This is a genomic window from Photobacterium sp. WH24, assembly GCF_019204055.1.
Lineage (GTDB): Bacteria > Pseudomonadota > Gammaproteobacteria > Enterobacterales > Vibrionaceae > Photobacterium > Photobacterium arenosum.
Map to the genome: position 1 here is coordinate 360835 of NZ_JAGSOZ010000001.1, position 20457 is coordinate 381291.

General features: G+C 48.5%; 18 protein-coding genes and 1 riboswitch. Of the genes, 13 read left to right on the plus strand and 5 right to left on the minus strand.

Annotated elements, in window-relative coordinates:
• The first annotated feature begins 158 nt into the window (after window positions 1-158).
• A riboswitch (molybdenum cofactor riboswitch) is annotated at window positions 159-325 on the plus strand.
• The 12 genes from moaA to KCG43_RS01595 all read left to right on the plus strand — a co-directional run bounded on the left by moaA (window position 314) and on the right by KCG43_RS01595 (window position 13433).
• Complete coding sequence (moaA, locus tag KCG43_RS01540; RefSeq protein WP_192015151.1) at window positions 314-1303, plus strand: GTP 3',8-cyclase MoaA; 990 nt, start codon at window positions 314-316, stop codon at window positions 1301-1303. Its footprint overlaps the riboswitch before it by 12 nt.
• Before the next feature lie 36 nt (window positions 1304-1339).
• A complete protein-coding gene (gene moaC, locus KCG43_RS01545; protein WP_218382909.1) occupies window positions 1340-1840 on the plus strand; it encodes a cyclic pyranopterin monophosphate synthase MoaC in 501 nt (166 codons plus the stop codon).
• A complete protein-coding gene (gene moaD / locus KCG43_RS01550) occupies window positions 1837-2082 on the plus strand; it encodes a molybdopterin synthase sulfur carrier subunit (protein WP_192015153.1) in 246 nt (81 codons plus the stop codon). The genes moaC and moaD overlap by 4 nt, the downstream gene beginning before the upstream one ends.
• Window positions 2083-2085: 3 nt before the next feature.
• The gene (gene moaE, locus KCG43_RS01555) at window positions 2086-2541 is read left to right on the plus strand and encodes a molybdopterin synthase catalytic subunit MoaE (RefSeq protein ID WP_192015154.1); all 456 of its coding nucleotides are present in this window, start codon (window positions 2086-2088) and stop codon (window positions 2539-2541) included.
• Between the two features lie 641 nt (window positions 2542-3182).
• The gene (locus tag KCG43_RS01560; RefSeq protein WP_192015155.1) at window positions 3183-4265 is read left to right on the plus strand and encodes a porin; all 1083 of its coding nucleotides are present in this window, start codon (window positions 3183-3185) and stop codon (window positions 4263-4265) included.
• Between the two features lie 643 nt (window positions 4266-4908).
• A complete protein-coding gene (locus KCG43_RS01565; RefSeq protein ID WP_192015156.1) occupies window positions 4909-5082 on the plus strand; it encodes a hypothetical protein in 174 nt (57 codons plus the stop codon).
• A 452-nt stretch (window positions 5083-5534) separates the two neighbouring features.
• Window positions 5535-7166 carry an ABC transporter substrate-binding protein gene (locus KCG43_RS01570; RefSeq protein ID WP_218382912.1) on the plus strand — a complete coding sequence of 544 codons (1632 nt, stop codon included), beginning with the start codon at window positions 5535-5537 and terminating at the stop codon, window positions 7164-7166.
• Window positions 7167-7266: 100 nt separating this feature from the next.
• Window positions 7267-8187, plus strand: a complete 921-nt coding sequence (gene oppB, locus KCG43_RS01575; RefSeq protein WP_192015158.1) for an oligopeptide ABC transporter permease OppB — start codon at window positions 7267-7269, stop codon at window positions 8185-8187.
• Window positions 8188-8202: 15 nt separating this feature from the next.
• Complete coding sequence (gene oppC, locus KCG43_RS01580) at window positions 8203-9114, plus strand: oligopeptide ABC transporter permease OppC (protein WP_218383288.1); 912 nt, start codon at window positions 8203-8205, stop codon at window positions 9112-9114.
• An 81-nt stretch (window positions 9115-9195) separates the two neighbouring features.
• A complete protein-coding gene (locus KCG43_RS01585) occupies window positions 9196-10161 on the plus strand; it encodes an ABC transporter ATP-binding protein (RefSeq protein ID WP_192015159.1) in 966 nt (321 codons plus the stop codon).
• On the plus strand, window positions 10161-11150 hold the full coding sequence (gene oppF / locus KCG43_RS01590; protein ID WP_192015160.1) for a murein tripeptide/oligopeptide ABC transporter ATP binding protein OppF: 990 nt from the start codon (window positions 10161-10163) through the stop codon (window positions 11148-11150). Before KCG43_RS01585 ends, oppF begins: the two co-directional genes overlap by 1 nt.
• A gap of 168 nt (window positions 11151-11318) precedes the next feature.
• A complete protein-coding gene (locus KCG43_RS01595) occupies window positions 11319-13433 on the plus strand; it encodes a methyl-accepting chemotaxis protein (protein WP_218382915.1) in 2115 nt (704 codons plus the stop codon).
• Window positions 13434-13505: 72 nt separating this feature from the next.
• On the opposite strand, the gene KCG43_RS01600 is transcribed toward KCG43_RS01595, so the two are convergent.
• From KCG43_RS01600 to KCG43_RS01620, 5 genes are all read right to left on the minus strand, one after another.
• The gene (locus tag KCG43_RS01600) at window positions 13506-14639 is read right to left on the minus strand and encodes a cupin domain-containing protein (RefSeq protein ID WP_218382918.1); all 1134 of its coding nucleotides are present in this window, start codon (window positions 14637-14639) and stop codon (window positions 13506-13508) included.
• Window positions 14640-14753: 114 nt separating this feature from the next.
• Window positions 14754-16121: an adenylosuccinate lyase gene (purB, locus tag KCG43_RS01605; RefSeq protein WP_218382921.1), complete on the minus strand. Its 1368-nt coding sequence runs from the start codon at window positions 16119-16121 to the stop codon at window positions 14754-14756.
• Between the two features lie 73 nt (window positions 16122-16194).
• Window positions 16195-16812 carry a high frequency lysogenization protein HflD gene (gene hflD, locus KCG43_RS01610; protein ID WP_218382922.1) on the minus strand — a complete coding sequence of 206 codons (618 nt, stop codon included), beginning with the start codon at window positions 16810-16812 and terminating at the stop codon, window positions 16195-16197.
• A gap of 11 nt (window positions 16813-16823) precedes the next feature.
• On the minus strand, window positions 16824-17933 hold the full coding sequence (gene mnmA / locus KCG43_RS01615) for a tRNA 2-thiouridine(34) synthase MnmA (protein WP_218382923.1): 1110 nt from the start codon (window positions 17931-17933) through the stop codon (window positions 16824-16826).
• A 257-nt stretch (window positions 17934-18190) separates the two neighbouring features.
• On the minus strand, window positions 18191-18847 hold the full coding sequence (locus KCG43_RS01620; protein ID WP_218382924.1) for a pseudouridine synthase: 657 nt from the start codon (window positions 18845-18847) through the stop codon (window positions 18191-18193).
• A gap of 142 nt (window positions 18848-18989) precedes the next feature.
• Between KCG43_RS01620 and icd the strand changes: the two genes are divergently transcribed.
• Window positions 18990-20240 (plus strand): NADP-dependent isocitrate dehydrogenase, encoded by a 1251-nt coding sequence (icd, locus tag KCG43_RS01625; RefSeq protein WP_218382925.1) that lies wholly within the window; start codon window positions 18990-18992, stop codon window positions 20238-20240.
• Window positions 20241-20457 lie beyond the last annotated feature (217 nt).

Consider the following 20457-nt stretch of genomic DNA (forward strand, 5'->3'; position numbering starts at 1 on the left):
AGTAGTATTGTCGCTTCTGTGGGCTAGGGGTAGACTTAAAAAGGTAATTCTCAATTATTTGTCAATCAGAGCTAAACTCTGGTAATGTGAAATTACAACGCTGTTGTGTGTTTTCTGTGAAGAGTGTGAAAATTCTTTGTAAAATATTCTGACGCATAACTGCCATCAAAACTCCGAGCGACTCTCTTCTAAGTCATGAAGGCATAACGGAATCGTCCATGATAAGAGGGTGTCGCCAGTGACCGGCCTGTGCTGGTTTCACTCAGGGTGAGTTCAGAAATGAGCTGGCCTCCCGTATTTGGAAAGGTGTTCCGTGGCGAAACAATTTGAAGATAACTACCAGCGCAAATTCTATTATTTGCGCCTGTCAATCACTGATGTCTGTAACTTCAGGTGTACTTACTGTCTGCCTGATGGCTATCATCCTGAGCATGGGAAAAAGCCCTCTTTCCTTACCCTGGACGAGATTCGCCGTGTCACGTCGGCCTTTGCTGACTGCGGCACCACCAAAGTAAGGATCACCGGCGGTGAACCGAGCTTGCGGCGGGATTTTACCGACATCATCCATACTGTTGCTTCACAGCCTGGTATCGAAAAAGTGGCAACCACCACCAATGGATACCGGATGGAGAAGCAAGTTCATCAATGGCGCCAGGCCGGGCTGACAAATATTAATGTCAGTGTCGATAGCCTGGATCCCCGCCAGTTCCATCTCATTACGGGTGAAAATCTGTTTCACCAGGTAATGCGGGGTGTCGATGCAGCCTTTGAAGCCGGCTACGAGCAGATCAAAGTGAATACTGTGCTGCTCAAAGGCATGAATGCCGAGCAGCTACCGCAGTTTCTGGCATGGATAAAAGATCGCCGGATTCAGCTTCGCTTCATTGAACTGATGCAGACAGGAGAGATGGATGAGCTGTTCAAACAGCGCCATGTGTCCGGTGTCAGTATTCGTAATACGTTGATAGCCAATGGTTGGCTACTTAAACCCCGCGGGTTGAATGACGGTCCGGCACAGGTTTTCTATCATCCAGATTATCTGGGCGAGATTGGCCTGATCATGCCGTATGAAAAAGGCTTTTGTACCACCTGTAACCGTTTGAGAGTATCGGCGCGGGGTAAGCTGCATCTTTGTCTTTTTGGTGATCATGGTGTTGAGCTGCGTGATTTACTGGCAAGCGATAATCAGCATGATGCTCTGATCGCCAGAATCCGGGGGGGACTGACAGAAAAATCAGTCAGTCATTACCTGCAGGATGGCATTACGGGTATGACGCCGCATCTGGCTTCTATCGGCGGCTGACGCAGTTTTCCCAGATTCAATATTAAAGAGAAACGAATGACAGAACTGACTCATATTAATGCGTCCGGCGAAGCGAATATGGTGGACGTATCGGAAAAAGCGGAAACCGTTCGTGAAGCGAAAGCTGAAGCTTTCGTCACCATGTCGGATAAAACTCTGCAATTGATTGTCTCCGGCCAGCATCACAAAGGTGATGTGTTTGCTACCGCCAGAATTGCAGGTATTCAGGCGGCAAAGAAAACCTGGGATCTGATCCCCCTTTGCCATCCACTGCTGTTATCGAAAGTTGAAGTTCAGTTAGAGGCTCAGCCTGAACAGAACCGGGTACGTATTGTCTCTGCCTGTAAGCTGGCAGGGAAAACCGGCGTTGAGATGGAAGCCCTGACGGCGGCATCGGTGGCGGCGTTGACCATCTATGATATGTGTAAAGCGGTACAGAAAGACATGGTTATCGGCCCTGTCAGGTTGCTGGAAAAACGCGGCGGAAAATCCGGCGATTTTCAGGTAACAACGGATACCCAGGGAGAGGGCTTATGATTACTGTGCTGTTTTTTGCCCAAGTGCGCGAATTGATCGGTGAAGATAAATTGCAAGTACCGTTTGAGTATCCAACAGCTGAAGACTTACGTGCATTTTTATCATCGCGCGGTGAGAAATGGGCGCTGGCACTGGATAACGATAAATTGTTAGTGGCCGTCAATCAAACTATCTGCCCGTTGGATATCCAACTGAACGACGGCGATGAAGTGGCCTTTTTTCCACCGGTTACCGGGGGGTGAAAGATGACAGATAAGATTTGCGTGCAGGCTGAGGACTTCAGTTTAGCGCAGGAATATCAAGCCTTAGCCGAAGGAAACCAGGCTGGCGCTGTGGTGACTTTCGTCGGCAAAGTCAGGGATATGAACCTGGGCGAATCAGTGTCGACTCTGACTCTTGAACATTATCCTGGCATGACGGAAAAGTCGTTGCTATCTATTGTTGAACAAGCGAAGTCACGCTGGCCGGTTTTGGCTGCAACTGTCATCCATCGGGTTGGTCAGTTAACTGCAGGCGACCAGATAGTGTTTGTCGGGGTATCCAGCGCGCACCGGGGAGCGGCTTTTCAAGCCTGTGAATTCATCATGGATTACCTGAAGACCGAGGCACCTTTCTGGAAGAAAGAGGTCAGGGAAGGTGAAACCAGCTGGGTCGATGCCAGAGAAACGGACCAGCAAGCCAGGCAGCGCTGGCAAAAATAAATGTTAAACCTGATTAATAGGTGTGTCTTCTATTGTCTCCCTGAGACTAGAGTAAAACACCTGTTAATCTATCCGCAACAGTGAAACCATCCTAATAACCCGCATTGAACTGTGATCTCTAGCTGACATATTCGTTGTTAACGTTATTTTACGTTAATATCAAATGCATACCTTTGCTTAAAAAATGCATACCCGATGTATAAAACCAGTCTCCCATTGTGGTGGCGAATTTTTGCTCTACTTATGTTTGTAAACACAGTATTAACAATATAAAGGGTGAAAAATGACACTTTTTTATTGTGCTTAAAAGACCACTAATCTAGAAAGTTCAAAAAATATTTATATCTTTTTAATTCTAATTTTATAAGCCTTATAACCAAAAATAATTAAGCTTAGGTTCAGCTTTGTGAATGAAATGATACCCTGCATTCAATGCAATCCTTCTTTTTTGGTTTTTTATTTCATTTAACTGGTTATTTATTCACAGAGGATCGTGATCACGTTTAGCAAATTGGTGGTTTTTTATACTATTATGTTGCGTTGATGTTGAAATGTTCTGTTGCGCCGCTGTTCAGTGCATGTTAAGTTTTTGTCGTCCTTGGATGGGGCCAAATAACATAAAATCGTTACAGGAATGTAAAATGAAAAAGACACTTTTAGCAGTAGCAATCCCTACCTTATTGATTGCCAACACAGCGAATGCTTATGAGTTGATCAACGAAGAAGGAAAGTTCGTTGATTTTTATGGCCAGCTGCGTACTCAGTTGGAAAAGAAAGAAGATAAAGACGTTACCCTGAACGCGGGTTCTTCACGTGCCGGTGTGAATGCCAAATATGCCGTAAACGAAGACTTAGATGTAGTCGGTTCTGTTGAATTCGGTGTTGGTTATTCTGAAGGTTCATACGATATTAAAAACCGTCTGCATTTTGCAGGCTTTGCAACACAGGCCGGTACTTTTACTTTTGGTCGCCAGTGGATTTCTACTGATGACGTCTGGGGCGCAGATTACTCGTACTTCTTTGGTGGTACAGGTATAGGTCAGACATCTGAAAAGCTATCAGGTGGTCGCCACGATTCAGCGATCAAGTACAAGTTTGAAGGTGAAAACTTCTGGGTGAACTCAACATTCGGTTTGTCTGAAGATGATACCAATGCAGAACTGGGTGAGCTGTATGTAGGTACTACGGTTGCTGGTTTTAATGTTCACGCTGGTGGTGGTTACTACAACGATAAATCTTACAAAGTTGGTTCTCAGACTGTAGGTCAGGATCAGGCTGGCAATGACGTTAAGAAAGATATTAAAGCGGACATTGAAAGCACTTACTTTGAAGCGACTGTTGAACGTTCATTCGGCCCTGCGCTTGTCGGCTTGAGTTACAACAATGGTTCTTTTGAACAAAACGGCACTAATCGTACCATTGACGTAGATAGCTTCATGTTAGCGACTTCTTATAGTATTGCGAGTAATGCAAGCCTTTACGGTGGTTACGAATTTACTAACTTTGATGCAGAAGATGGCACTAATAGTCTGTCAGATGATTACACTGTGATCTATTTAGGTGGTGTTTATCATCTGAACAGCTGGTCTCGCGTTTACGCTGAATACGGGTATGCAGACGGTGCAACTCTTGGTTACAAAAATGATGAAGCTAACATCAATGTTGCTCGCGGCGTGAAAGATGCAGAAAACTCTTTCGCTGTCGGTTACCGTGTTTATTGGTAATCCCTCCGCGTAACTGCAGTTCGTAACTTGCAAATACTACTGCCTTTGAACCCGGTGCCATGGTGCCGGGTTTATGTTTATAAGCAGGTTACAGCAAAAAAGTACAAAACAAAAAATAGCCCCAAATCTGGGGCTATTTCATCACATTAAGAGTAGATAATTGCTCTTACATGCTTACTTAATACCTTCTTCTTCTTCTTTCACTTTACGCGCTGGTGGCATGTAGCCATGACGGACTCGTGAAGGGCTGGGGCGTGATGCGCCGCCGGCTGGTCTCATAGTTGCACTCTCGATCACTAACGGAAATATTCAGGAACAGGTTGATTGGCATTTGCCTTCACTGCTGCCAGTAGAATAGCCCTGCCAATATCGGTGATATTAGCGCTAAAAATCTGGCTGAGATACTTGAAAATTGCGTTGAAATGGGGATGTGAAAACAAAATCTAACAGCGTTTTTTTTATGCGCTTTTGTTCTTAAAACACGCCTTCGGCAGAGCATGAAATTTTGTGCCATAGTTAATATCTGCGGGAAACGGCCGCGGTGGTGTTTGCGCCAGTCGTGAAGGCATAATTGTTTTTACCAGCCTGGAATTTTACTGCAGTAAATAACACATTGATTTTCTGTTTTAGCAAAGGAGGGGGTATGAAGCACAGACGCGTATCGAACAGACGAGTTAAACAGATTCTGGAAGATGCTGGCATTAGAGCCCCATTTTCTGATCAGATGCATGATGATCGAGACATGCAGCGAGAAGGAAAAAGTGAGACGTTTGATGACAGCCACGAACAGTTAAGAACTGAATCAGATCGAAAATAACGATTATTTTGTCTTAGAAAGCGCCAATATTGGCGCTTTTTTTGTTGCGTTCGATCAAGATTCTAAAAGTTATAGGTTGCATATTTGTTAAGACTTAAATTCATTCCACATAAAATGATGATTTTGTGACTTGTTATGTTATTAAATTGCACATTTATTCATGTTATCAGTATGTTTAGCTGTATTGACTATTAACGATGAATAAAGTGGATAAATTATCTGTCTGCGTATTTTCACTCGAAATTTTTGTCTTTATTCGTCATTTTTATGAGGTGTGTTCGCTGTTTTGTGATGATTTTATGGCAAATATTGTTAGTTACTGTTAAAGTTTTCAACCAATTCTTCGGCTGTTTCATCATTGTTAATTGGAATAACAATGCATGATAACGGTTATCATTAGCCTGGTCGAAGAAAGTCATGGACGCAATGAAATAATGTATTGGAGATAATGCATGTTTAAGAACAAAATTACTCAGGCACTTCTGCTTGGCGCGGGTGTTTCTGTTGCAGCAGCTTCATTTTCTGCAATGGCCGCAAATGTACCGGCTGGTGTGAAACTGGCTGAGAAGCAAGAACTGGTACGTGGTAATGGTACTGAAGTTGCCTCTATCGACCCGCACAAAACGGAAGGTGTGCCGGAGTCCCACGTAATTCGCGATTTGCTGGAAGGTCTGGTTAACCAGGATGGTGACGGAAATACAGTTCCAGGTGTTGCAGAAAGCTGGGAAACCAAAGATAACCGCACGTTTATTTTCCACCTGCGCAAAGATGCTAAATGGTCAAACGGTGATCCTGTCACAGCCGGTGACTTCGTATACAGCTTCAAGCGTGCGGTAGATCCTGCTACTGCTTCCCCTTATTCATGGTATCTGGAAATGACGACCATGAAGAATGCTGCAGATATTATTGCTGGGAAGAAAGAAGTTAGCTCGCTGGGTGTTTTCGCAGTAGATGACAACACACTGCGCATCGAGCTTGAGCAGGCCGTTCCTTACTTCGTTAAGATGATGGGCCACACCACAGTGAAACCCGTCAACCAGAAAGTGGTTGAAAAATTTGGTGATGACTGGACCAAGCCAGAAAACTTCGTGGGTAACGGTGCTTACGTAATGGACAACTGGGTTGTGAATGAACGCATCGAAATGAAGCGCAACCCTTACTACTGGGATAACGAGCACACTGTCATCGACAAAGTGACTTACCTGCCAATCGAAAACCAGGTTGCAGAAATGAACCGTTTCCTGGCCGGTGAAATTGATATCACCAACGAATTGCCCAATGAGCATTTCCGTCGCCTGGAAAAAGAGCACCCTGAAGATGTGGCTATCTCGGGTAACCTGTGTTCTTACTACTACGGCTTTAACAACGCGAAAGCACCGTTTGATGATGTGCGTGTGCGTAAAGCCCTGTCTTTCGCGATTGACCGTGACATCATCACTAAAGCACTGCTGGGCCAGGGCCAGAAACCGGCTTACTTCCTGACACCGGAAATCACAGCTGGCTTTGATCCGGTTGCGCCAGAATATGCAGGTATGACGCAAAAAGAGCGTGTGGCGAAAGCCAAAGAATTGCTGAAAGAAGCAGGCTTTGACAGCAGCAACCCACTGAACTTTACACTGCTCTATAACACTTCAGAAAACCACAAGAAAATTGCCGTTGCGATTGCATCAATGTGGAAAAAGAGCCTGGGTGTGACCGCTGAGCTGGAAAATCAGGAGTGGAAGACCTACCTGGACAACCGTCGTCAGGGTAATTTCTCTGTCACACGTGCCGGTTGGTGTGGTGACTATAATGAAGCATCGAGCTTCCTGTCTCTGATGCAAAGCAACAACTCTTCAAATGATGCTCGCTATCACAGCAAAGCGTACGACGACATCATGGCAAAAGCTCTTGACTCAACGTCTGATGCTGAGCGTGAAGCACTGTACGTCGAGGCTGAAAAACTGCTGGCGAAAGATATGCCAATCGCGCCTATCTATCAGTACGTGAAAGCACGTCTTGTGAACCCGAAAGTGGGTGGTTACCCACGTAATAATGCGGAAGACAAGATGTTCACCAAAGACATGTACATCATTGCTGAATAATAAACAGCAAGAATCAAAAATATAAGACTAGCCCGCATCCCCTCCTCAGTAGGGTGAGGAGATGCGGCAATTCTGTCACAGCTATTAGTCGGTAACAATTATGATTAAATTTGTTGCAAAACGGATTTTTGAGGCGATCCCAACGCTGTTGGTTTTGATCACAATCTCATTTTTCCTGATGCGCTTCGCGCCGGGTAATCCGTTCTCAAGTGAGCGTCCACTTCCGCCGGAAGTGATGGCAAATATCGAAGCCAAGTATGGTCTGGATAAGCCTGTTTTCGAACAGTACACCACTTACCTGGGTAATATTCTGCAGGGCGACTTTGGCCCGTCTTTTAAATATAAAGATTTCAGCGTGAATGAGCTGGTTCAGGATGCCTTGCCGGTTTCTGCAAAAATTGGTTTTTTTGCTTTTGTGTTTGCGCTGGTGATGGGGGTCACTGTCGGTACCCTTGCCGCACTCAAGCAAAATACCTGGCTGGATTACCTGATAATGTCTACGGCCATGGCCGGGGTGGTGATGCCATCCTTTATTCTGGCACCTGTCCTCATTTATATCTTTTCAATTAACATGCAATGGTTACCTGCTGGTGGCTGGCAGGATGGTTCGGTGAAATTCATGCTGCTGCCTATGTTAGGGATGGCGCTGCTGTATGTGGCGACATTTGCCCGAATTACCCGTGGCAGCATGATTGAAACACTGAACAGCAACTTTATCCGTACTGCCCGTGCCAAAGGCCTGAGTTACCCGTATATCATTGTCAAGCATGCGCTCAAGCCAGCGATGTTGCCTGTTGTCTCATATATGGGCCCTGCATTTGTCGGTATTATTACCGGTTCTGTTGTGATTGAAACCATCTTCGGTCTGCCAGGAATTGGTAAGCTTTTCGTGAATGCAGCCTTCAACCGTGATTATTCACTGGTACTTGGTATTACTATTCTGATCGGTACGCTTACCATTCTGTTCAACGCTATTGTTGATATTGTTCTGGCGTATATCGATCCGAAAATCCGCTACTAAGGAAGCTGACCGATGATGTTAACTAAAAAAGAAAACGTAAACGCGGTAGAGAAGTTTTCAGAGCAGCTGGAAATTGAAGGCCGCAGTCTGTGGCAGGATGCCCGTACCCGATTTACACGTAACAAAGCCGCTATGATCAGCCTGGCTATTCTGTCTTTGATCTGCCTGGCTGTTATTTTCGGGCCTATGTTCAGTCAGTACGCCTTTGATGACACCGATTGGTATGCATTGCATGCCGCACCAAGTCTTGGTTCGGAAGGTCACTTGTTCGGCACAGACAGTCTGGGGCGTGATTTGTATACGCGTACTCTGATCGGCGGCCGTATCTCATTGATGGTCGGTATTCTCGGTGCCCTGGTTGCTGTTGTTATCGGCACCTTGTATGGCGCAACGTCCGGCTTTCTTGGCGGCCGCACCGACCGTGTCATGATGCGTATTCTGGAAATTCTGTACTCGATTCCGTTTATGTTCTTCGTGATCGTTCTGGTGACCTTCTTTGGTCGTAATATCATGCTGATCTTCGTGGCGATTGGTGCGATTTCCTGGCTGGATATGGCCCGTATCGTACGTGGTCAGACGTTGTCACTGCGCAGCAAGGAGTTTATCGAAGCTGCCCATGTGTCTGGTGTCAGCCGCTGGAATATTATTACCCGTCATATCGTTCCTAACGTACTGGGTATTGTTGCTGTGTATTCAACACTGCTGGTACCGCAGATGATTTTGACCGAATCTTTCCTGAGTTTCCTTGGCCTGGGTGTACAGGAGCCAATGACCAGCTGGGGTGCCCTGCTGCAAGAAGGGGCACAAACAATGGAGATTGCCATCTGGCAGCTGTTGTTCCCTGCGATATTTATGGTCCTGACTTTATTCTGCTTTAACTATGTTGGCGATGGCCTGCGCGACGCGCTGGATCCGAAAGACAGATAAAACCAAGGAATATTCATTGCCGCTGTTCAGGTTACCTTGCTGGAACACTGACTGCACGGCGGCAAGATAAGGAAGTGAAATATGAGCTTATTAGATGTCAAAGATCTGCGCGTAGAGTTCACCACGCAAGATGGTATTGTCACCGCAGTGAATGATTTGAATTTTTCTCTTAACCAGGGGGAAACCCTGGGGATAGTGGGTGAGTCGGGTTCAGGCAAAAGCCAGACCGTGTTCTCCATTATGGGTTTGCTTGCCAAGAACGGTAAGATTAGCGGCAGCGCGAAATTTGAAGGCCGTGAAATCCTGAATTTGCCGGAGCGTGAACTCAATAAGATCCGCGCCGAGCAGATCGCGATGATTTTCCAGGACCCGATGACATCGCTGAATCCTTACATGAAAGTCAGCGATCAGCTGATGGAAGTGCTGATGCTGCATAAAGGGTTGGGACGTGCTGAAGCTTTCGAAGAAAGTGTGCGCATGCTCGATGCAGTGAAAATTCCGGAAGCACGCAAGCGAATTACCATGTACCCGCACGAGTTTTCCGGCGGCATGCGTCAGCGTGTGATGATCGCCATGGCGCTGCTGTGCCGTCCGAAACTGCTGATTGCCGATGAACCAACCACGGCCCTGGACGTTACCGTACAGGCACAAATCATGGATTTGCTGAACGAGCTGAAAAGTGATTTCAACACCGCCATTATCATGATCACCCATGATCTGGGCGTAGTAGCCGGTAGCTGTGACAAAGTGCTGGTCATGTACGCTGGCCGTACCATGGAATATGGCAAAATCGATGAGATTTTCTATAAACCTGCTCACCCTTACACCGAAGGTCTGCTGAGAGCGATTCCCCGTCTGGATACCGAAGGCGAAGAACTGCCGACGATTCCGGGCAATCCGCCAAACTTACTGCGCCTGCCTGTCGGCTGTCCGTATCAGGAGCGTTGCCACCGTGTCAGCAGCCGCTGTTCACAGGAAGCCCCTTCACTGGAACCTTTTGCTGAGGGGCGTTTACGTGCATGTTTTTCTGATGTGGGGACGTGGTAATGCAAGCAGAAAAGAAAGTTTTACTCGATATTAAAGATCTCAAGGTTCACTTCAACATTGCACCCAAGTCAGCCTGGCCCTGGACCAAACCGCTTAAGCTGAAAGCTGTCGACGGGGTCGGAATTCGTTTGTACGAAGGAGAAACTCTGGGCGTTGTGGGTGAGTCGGGCTGTGGTAAGTCGACCTTTGCCCGTGCAGTCATTGGTCTGGTGCAAGCTACAGAAGGCAATGTTGTCTGGCTGGGGCAGGATCTGACCAAGCTGGAACACAATGCGATGCGTGAAAAACGCAAAGAAATCCAGATGATTTTCCAGGATCCGCTGGCCTCTCTGAACCCGCGTATGACGGTGGGAGATATCATTGCCGAGCCATTGAAAACCTTTTATCCGGAGCTGACGACAGATGAAGTCAAGGCCAGGGTGAAAGAAATGATGAATAAGGTAGGCTTGTTACCTAACGTGATCAATCGTTATCCGCATGAGTTCTCCGGCGGTCAGTGTCAGCGTATCGGTATTGCACGTGCGTTGATCCTGAGGCCAAAACTGATTATCTGTGATGAGCCAGTGTCGGCACTGGACGTGTCTATCCAGGCTCAGGTGGTCAACCTGTTGAAATCACTTCAGAAAGAGATGGGCCTGAGCCTGATATTTATTGCCCACGACCTGTCGGTGGTGAAGCATATCTCGGATCGTGTCATGGTGATGTATCTGGGTAATGCCGTTGAAATCGGTGAGGGAGATGCACTGTTTGACGGACCTAAGCACCCTTATACCAAGGCACTGATGTCGGCTGTTCCTATTCCGGATCCGGAGAAAGAGCGCAATAAGACCATTCAGTTGCTTGAAGGTGATTTACCTTCACCCATGAATCCACCCTCGGGCTGCGTGTTCAGAACACGCTGCCCGCAGGCAACCGACAGCTGTGCGCAGAAAAAGCCTCAATTAGAAGGCGGAGACGTGCATGCTGTGGCTTGCCTGAATGTGCACTGATTTAAGCCTGTGACAGGCTTTAAGCGCGGTGTAAAACCCGCGCTTTTTTTGTTACATCTCTGATAAATTGAATAAAAATCAAACTTTTGAGTGTTTTGTTAACAACCTGTTGATGTTGTTATCACTAAAAGTTACATTTTGACTGATTTGACTTACAAGGACGGTTATATGCGGTCACTTTCGGTTCAGTGGAAAATTACCCTGATGGCGGGGTTTGCCTTACTGGCAACCGCTGCGGTACTCACCAGCCTTTCGTTTTACTTCTCGGGACAAAGTCAGCAACTGGTTAGCCAGCAGTCATTCAGTTCGTTGCGGAATCAGTCGCAAGAGCTGGTAAAAGCACAGGCTGAAAGACAGGCGATTTCTGTTCAGCAATTTTTTGATGAAGCGTCACACAGGGCAGAGATGCTGGCTCAGAGTGTGCTGTTTCTGAAATATAACGCGGAAGAAAATTACACCAACAGCGCAGAACTTCGCGGCTCAATTACCGAGTTGCTCCGCCGTTCTGTCAATGAATTTGCCAACATTCATGGCGCGTTTGTGGTGTTTGAGCCGGACGCTCTGGATGGTGAAGATGGCAACTACGCCGATGCTGCCTATGTCGGAGCCAATGCGACCGGGCGATTTTCACCCTACTGGTACCGCGGCGACAGTGGCGAAGCTGAGCAACGCATTATCAGTGAAGCGATAATTGGCGATAAGGCTAGCAATGCCTGGTATACCTGCAGCCTCAATGGCAGGGAATCCTGTGTTCAGGATCCGGTATTCTCAACCGATAATGGCCAGAAGGTACTGCTGAGCTCCATTACTATTCCGCTGATTGTAAAGGGCAAAGCCGTTGGTGTGATGGGGATTGATGTTAAGCTGGATTCCTTACAGAGTGTCATCAATACCGTAGACGAAAACCTGTTTAACGCCAGCGGTAAGGTTTCTCTGGTCAGTCAGAATGGCACCGTTGTTGCCTGGGATCAGGCCAGTGACAGGGTGGGCAGCACGGTAATGCCAGGCGATGGCCTTCCTGTTACACTGACTGACTGGCTCAGACAGGGCACGCAAGTGGTGGGCTGGAGTCAGGATCAAAGCTGGCTGACCGCTTACAATCCGGTTGAACTGGGTCAGACAACCTGGGGTGTGGTTATTCAGTTACCGGCTGAAAAAGTGCTGGTGGAAGCAACGGCCTTGGATAATGCGATTCAAAAACAGCGAGATGAATCTTCTGCTATTCAGTTGATGGCCAGCCTGATGATTGCAGCGGCTGGTTTGCTGATGCTGTGGTTTGCTGCCGCTCGTCTGGTTGCCCCGATTCGTCAGATTGCCGAAAGGTTGAAAGATATTGCCTCAGGAGAAGGGGATTTAACCCAGCGCCTTCATGTTGGCCAGCAAGACGAGCTGGGGGAGCTGGCAACCTGGTTTAACCGCTTCTTGGATAAATTGCAGCACACCATCTCGCAAGTGATCATTGCGGTTGATGAAGTCGGCACCACGGCCAATGAGGCCGCACAGGTAGCGAGCCATACCCGTGACGGCAGCCAGGCGCAGTTTAAAGAAGTCGACATGGTAGCGACGGCGTCTGAAGAAATGGCACAGACGGCCGAGCAGGTTGTCAGTCATACCGAAACAGCGGTTGGTGCTGCCCGGGATGCAGACTCAGCTGCTGTAGAGGGCCAGAGTGTGATTCATGCCTCAGCAGAATCCATGAACCATCTGGTTTCCCGCATGGAAACGGCTGTCCCTGTCGCCCGTGACCTGGAACGAAACAGCGAAGATATCAATCAGATTCTGCAGGTGATTGCCGGCATTTCAGAACAGACAAACCTGCTGGCCCTGAATGCGGCCATTGAAGCGGCGCGGGCCGGGGAGCAAGGCCGTGGGTTTGCAGTGGTCGCGGACGAGGTGCGTCAGCTCGCCAGCCGGACTCAGGACTCTGTCGGCCAGATCCGCAACGTGATTGAGGTGTTGCAGCAGGGCACCCGTGATGTGGTGAATGCGATTGAAGAAGGCAACCAGCTGGCAGGTGATACCGCCCATCAGGTCAGTGAAGCTGTCGCGAGTCTGGAGCGTATTACCGAAGCGGTCCGTGCGATTCAGTCTATGAATGAGCAAATTATGCATGCCGCGGGTGAGCAGCGTGCGGTCGCCGGAGAAGTGAACCGTAATGTATCGAATATCCGCGAGCTGAGTGAAACCATTCTCGGTCAGGCTGAAAATTCGGCCACTATAGGCCAGCGTTTAACCTCCTTGTCTCATAAACAGCAAGAGTTAGCAGGTCAGTTCAAAGTGTGACAGCGCCGCCGCTGTCAGCGTGACCAAAAAAAGCCCGCAGTGCGGGCTTTTCTACCTTAACGGGAACCTGATTTAGTCGGCCTGATGCCAGTAACCCATGTTAACCCATTGGGTCAGCAGTAAAATTAATGCTGAGTTATTGATGAGCTCACCCACCTCTGCGATAGAGAAACTGTCCTGATTGCAAAGCCAGTCGGCGGCCTGTTCACAACCGGCGGGTAACTGGTAGCGCTCGCCATCAATATAGACAGTGTGAGGGTGCTCCTGATGGTAAAAAGCGCGCAGACCGCCAATCTTAAACAGCGTTTCGCCCTGCATCAGCGCGCCCACGATTTCATTACCCGACCAGGCCGGATCAGCTGCGATCACATCCATATTATGACGGCTCAGGCTTAAGTATTCACCCAGCCACTGATGCATGGTTTCCGGTTTTTCCATCAGGTTGCGCATCATGGCTATCAGATCCTGACATTCGCTGGCTGGCAGTTCGCCGACCTTGTCACGAGCCGGAAGATCTGGGTTGTGATAATGTTCATCGCCCAGTTCATTTTCGATGATGAAATCGGCAAAGCTGCTCAAAAGCTCCTGTTGCTTTGGTGAACGGAACCCCATTGAGTAGCTCATTGCGGTTTCCAGTGCATAACCGTCATGGGGGAATCCGGCAGGAATATACAGAATGTCGCCCGGCTCCAGCACTTCATCTATGATTGGGTCGAACCCGGTGATCTGGCGCAGATTCGGATGACGGAAGCACTCTTCGTAGTTCTCTTTGCGCGGGCCGACACGCCAGCGGCGTTGTCCGGAACCCTGAATAATGAAGACATCATACTGGTCGAAATGAGGGCCGACACCGCCTCCAGGGGTGGAATAGCTGATCATCAGATCATCAAACAGCCAGCCGGGCATTGCCTGAAACGGTTTGACCAGCCTGGCCGCGCCGCTGTGCCAGTGGTTGGCTGCCTGCACCATGAAAGACCAGTGATCATCCGGCAGGTTTTCGAAGCTCAGCGGCCCTTGTTCGACCTGCCAGTCTTCACCCTGATGTGCAATATAACGGGAGTCGACTTCTTCTTCCATCGCCAGTCCGGCCAGTTCATCTGGCGAGATAGGGTCAACGAAATCGGCAAAACCGCCTTTAATCACTGTGGGTTGCTTTTGCCAGTAAGTCGATAAGAACTCGCTGAACGAGAAGGTAAATTGATACATAGTCTTCATCGGTTAGAAATTTAAGGGCGATTATATCAGTGATTGGGGGCAGACCGGCAGAAACTAAAAAGGCCAGCATCCTATGCTGGCCTTGAGACACAATAAATAAGCCGATCAGAGTTGATCAGTCAGTTTAATGGCATCACCAATGTAGTTAGCCGGTGTCATGGCTTTCAGGCGTGTTTTCTCGTGTTCCGGCAAATCCAGACCATCGATGAACTGACGCATACCCTCGCCGTCGACACGCTTGCCGCGGGTCAGCTCTTTCAGCTTCTCATACGGCTTTTCGATACCGTAACGACGCATCACTGTTTGTACCGGTTCGGCCAGCACTTCCCAGTTTTTGTCCAGCTCGGCTTCCAGTGCAGCCTGGTTGACTTCCAGCTTGCTGATCCCTTTCAGGGTAGAAGTGTAAGCAATGATGGCATAACCGCAGCCAACACCCAGGTTACGCAATACCGTAGAGTCGGTCAGGTCACGCTGCCAGCGGGAAATCGGCAGTTTTTGAGCCAGGTGAGCAAAGATAGCATTCGCCAGACCCAGGTTGCCTTCTGAGTTTTCAAAGTCAATCGGGTTGACTTTGTGCGGCATGGTGGAAGAACCGATTTCACCGGCAATGGTCTTCTGCTTGAAGTGGCCCAGGGCGATATAGCCCCAGACATCACGATCAAAATCGATCAGGATAGTGTTGAAGCGTGCAAAGGCGTCGAACAGTTCTGCGATGTAATCGTGTGGTTCAATTTGCGTGGTGTACGGGTTCCAGTCCAGACCCAGAGAGGTGACGAACTCTTCGCTGTACTGGTGCCAGTCGATATCCGGATAAGCAGAAAGGTGGGCATTGTAGTTACCGACAGCGCCGTTGATTTTACCCAGCAGTTCTACCTGTTCAATCTGACGGTACTGACGTTCCATACGGTACGCCACGTTAGCCATTTCTTTACCCATGGTACTTGGTGAAGCCGGCTGGCCGTGTGTACGGGACAACAGAGGCACTTCACGGTACTCCGCTGCCAGTGCTTTAATGGCGTCAATCACGTTACGGACTTCAGGCAGCATGACTTGCTCACGCGCTTCTTTTAGCATTAAAGCGTGCGACAGGTTGTTGATGTCTTCAGACGTACAGGCAAAGTGAATGAATTCATTCACCGCGTGCAGCTCAGGATTATCAGCCACTTTTTCCTTCAGGAAGTACTCTACGGCTTTCACATCGTGGTTGGTCGTGCGCTCAATGGTCTTGATACGCAGTGCATCTTGCTCGCTGAATTCAGCGGCAATACGATCCAGGAAGGCATTGGCTTCAGCGCTGAAGGCCGGAACTTCCGCGATAGCGTCAGTCGCTGCCAGTTTTTGCAGCCAGCGAATTTCAACGATGGTACGGTATTTCAGCAGACCAAATTCACTGAAGATACTGCGCAGTGCGCTGGTTTTGCTACCGTAGCGGCCGTCTACCGGGGAAACAGCAGTCAATGCTGACAGTTCCATGATGTCTCTCTCCTGATTAAAGGGTTATAGCTGAGTTACAGAACGCCCAGCAGGCGTTCTCTGAGAATAGTGTTTAGCTTCGGGCCTGAATGATTTTTGCCTGTTCAAGCATCTGTTTACGGCCAAAAATCAGATGACGGCGCTTACCGCCGACCTGACGCCACAATACGGCACTGCGAACAGCAGCCAGCAACAGGGCACGTACCTTGTGCTGCACTTGTTGCTGTTGCAACTGAGCCGGTGTCCCTGTGACCTGAATGCGCGGGCCAAGCGGGCTGATGATATCCAGATACACACTGGCCATGTTGCTGATCATCTGGTCATCAAGCAGGTCGAAATGATCCAGCTGGCGTTTCACCATATCAATCCGGTCGCCCAACTGCGCCATACTGTCGCGACGACTGGCCAGCTTACGCTCCAACGCCATCACACTGACCAGATAGCGGGTAATTTCACTGCCTGCAGGTGTATTGTCAATTTCATTGATCATGGTGCTGAGGCCTAACCTGAGGTCAGCTTCTTCACCAAAAATTTCAATCACGTTGTTTGGGTTTGTCGAGGTCAGGGTGCGTAAACAGGTGACGAAAGCATCGTTATCACAAGTACCTGTGCGAGCAACAGTCTGTACTAATTTCACTGCCTGACAAATACCTGCAAACGCAATGGTTCTGTCATAAATTGTATAAGCCATGGACTGTCCCTTTAAATCCGCTCTTCAATGATGCCGCCGCCAAGACACATATCACCCTGATAAAACACCGCTGACTGGCCTGGCGTCACTGCGATTTGCGGCTCATCAAAAATGACTTTGATGCTGTTGTCATCAACAGGAATAAGGGTGCAAGGCGTATCCTGCTGGCGATAACGAGTCTTCACTGTGCATTTCACCGGCTCACGCACCGGTTCGCGATCCACCCAGTGCAGCTGAGCGGCGATCAGACCGTTAGATTGCAGGCGCGGATGATCTTTTCCTTGTCCGACAATCAGCAGGTTTTTCTCAATATCTTTATCAACGACATACCAGGGCTCATCTGAGCTGTCTTTCAAACCACCAATCAGCAGGCCTTTGCGCTGGCCCAGGGTGTGATACATCAGTCCCTGATGCTGTCCGATAACTTTACCGTCTTCTGCCGTCACAATATCGCCTGGTTGTGCAGGCAGGTACTTACCCAGAAATTCGGTGAACTTGCGCTCGCCGATAAAACAGATACCGGTAGAGTCTTTTTTCTTGGCGGTGATCAGCCCTTGCTCTTCAGCGATGCGGCGTACTTCCGGTTTTTCCAGTTCACCGACAGGGAACAGACTACGTGCTACCTGATCGTGGCTCAGGGTATAAAGGAAATAGCTCTGGTCTTTGTTGTTATCCAGTCCGCGTAACATCTGTGCTTTTTGACCGGGCTGGGTAGGGAAAGTGCGACGGGTATAGTGTCCCATGGCAATATAATCAGCATCCAGCACTTCATCGGCAAACTCCAGGAATGCCTTAAATTTGATTTCTTTGTTACACAGAATGTCAGGGTTTGGGGTACGGCCAGCTTTATATTCTGCAAGAAAGTATTCGAACACGTTGTCCCAGTACTCAGCAGCAAAGTTGATCGTATGAAGATGAATGCCCAGTTTGTCGCACACAGCCTGTGCGTCCGCGAGATCTTCTGCCGCTGAGCAGTACTCGTCATTGTCATCTTCTTCCCAGTTCTTCATGAACAGGCCTTCTACCTGGTAGCCCTGTTGAAGTAGCAGGTAAGCAGAAACCGAGGAATCGACGCCGCCGGACATGCCGACAATAACTTTTTTCTGGCTGTTATCTGACATTTTTCTCTTCAATCTTGAATAAGTGATAAGGGCGTAATTCTAACAGAAAGCTGCGAACTGAAACAGATCGAGAACCGCTTCACACTTTATTCATCTTTTATCGGCAAATTGGGCTGTCAGCCTGTGCGATCACTCGTTAATCACCACTAACGCAATCGTTTGCTATTTGCCGGCAATGATAGTGTAACTCTCCGCTAATGTGTAGTGTTTTAGCAAAATTAACGCGCCGGTAAATCTCCCCGGCCAGCCTGTCGTTGTCAGAGAGAGACTTCCCGCCATTCACCGGGAGCCAGACCATCGACAGTCCAGTCAGCCATTTGATAGCGGATCAATCTGAGGGTAGGGTGGCCGATGTGGGCCGTCATACGGCGCACTTGCCGGTTTCGTCCTTCTCTTAAGGTTATGCTGAGCCAGGTGGTCGGGATATTTTTACGCTCACGAATCGGCGGATGCCTGTCCCAAACCGCAGGTGTTTCAATGACGGTGACATCGGCCGGCAATGTCATACCGTCTTTTAATGTAACACCTGTACGTAATGCTTTGAGCTGCTCTTCATCTGGAATGCCTTCGACCTGCACCCAGTAAGTTTTGGGCTGCTTGGAGCTGGGCTGTGTCAGGCGCGCTTGCAGGATACCGTCATTGGTCAGCACCAGCAGGCCTTCGCTGTCTTTGTCCAAACGCCCTGCGGCATAGACATCTTTTACCGGGATGTAGTCAGCGAGTGTTTTGTCTCCCGGCTCTCCGCTAAATTGCGTCAACACATTGAAGGGCTTGTTAAAAAGAATGATCTTCCGCGGACCACGGTGACGGCCTGGCTGAGAGGCAGTACGTGATTTTCGCGGTTTGGCGCCAGGCTGACGGGACGGGTTACGATCGTCGTTCCGGGTGGTGCGTCGGGTACGTTGAGTTTTCATGGCGATACAAAGTAAAGGGGATAAGTATTTTGTGAGCGCACCATTATAACGTAAAAAACCACCCATGGCGTGCTGGTGAATTTTCAAGTATGATTCCCCCGCATCTTACAAAAAGATAACAAACGGACGCTAGGAGAATTTAATGGATAGTAAAGTAGTTGTACCAGCAGAAGGTCAGAAAATTGCCCTTGATGCCAATGGTAAGCTGGTCGTTCCTAACAACCCGATCATTCCTTTTATTGAAGGTGATGGTATTGGCGTTGATGTAAGCCCTGCAATGATCAAAGTGGTTGATGCGGCAGTTCAGAAAGCATACGGCGGCGACCGTAAAATTTCCTGGATGGAGATCTACACCGGTGAAAAATCGACTCAGATTTACGGTGAAGATGCTTGGCTTCCTCAAGAAACACTTGATTTTATTCGTGAATACAAAGTTGCAATTAAAGGTCCACTGACTACACCTGTTGGCGGCGGCATTCGTTCTCTGAACGTTGCACTGCGCCAAGAGCTGGATCTGTATATCTGTGCTCGCCCGGTTCGTTATTTTGAAGGCGTACCAAGCCCGCTGAAACAACCTGAACTGACTGATATGGTTATCTACCGTGAAAACTCAGAAGATATCTATGCAGGTATCGAGTTCAAAGCGGGTACAGCCGAAGCAGATAAAGTTATCAAGTTCCTGCAAGACGAGATGGGCGCGACTAAGATCCGCTTCTCTAAAGACTGCGGCATCGGCATCAAGCCAGTATCTGAAGAAGGTACTAAGCGCCTGGTACGTGCAGCAGTACAGTACACCATCGACAATGACCGTGATTCACTGACGCTGGTTCATAAAGGCAACATCATGAAGTTTACTGAAGGTGCCTTTAAAGACTGGGGTTACGAAGTAGCGAAAGAATTCGGTGCTGAGCTGCTGGATGGCGGCCCATGGATGACGCTGAAAAACCCTAACACAGGTAAAGAAATCATCATCAAAGACAGCATTGCAGACGCATTCCTGCAGCAGATCCTGCTGCGTCCGGCTGAGTATGATGTGATTGCGACTATGAACCTGAACGGTGACTACATTTCTGATGCACTGGCTGCTCAGGTAGGTGGTATCGGTATCGCACCTGGTGCCAACATCGGTGATGGTGTTGCACTGTTTGAAGCTACACATGGTACTGCACCTAAGTATGCTGGTCAGGATAAAGTGAACCCGGGTTCTCTGATTCTGTCTGCTGAAATGATGCTGCGTCACCTGGGTTGGACTGAAGCTGCCGACCTGATCATCAAGTCTATGGAAGCGGCAATCCGCAACAAGACTGTGACTTACGACTTTGAACGTCTGATGGACGGCGCAACACTGCGTAAATGTTCAGAGTTCGCTGGCGATATGATTGAACAAATGTAAGTCAGTTTAATCGCTTTGAAAAAGGCTCGGCTTCGGCTGGGCCTTTTTGTTTTTACTCGATTATTTATCCCATGGCCTGAGAAAAGCATGTCCCTGGCATTGTGTTGTTTCTATGAGATCGGTCATAATTAGCCCACAAGCGCTTGTTCAAAACGATAAGAAAACGCGGACTGAATAGCCAGTTGTTAACTGAATTGTTAATTACTTGTTTTCTTGT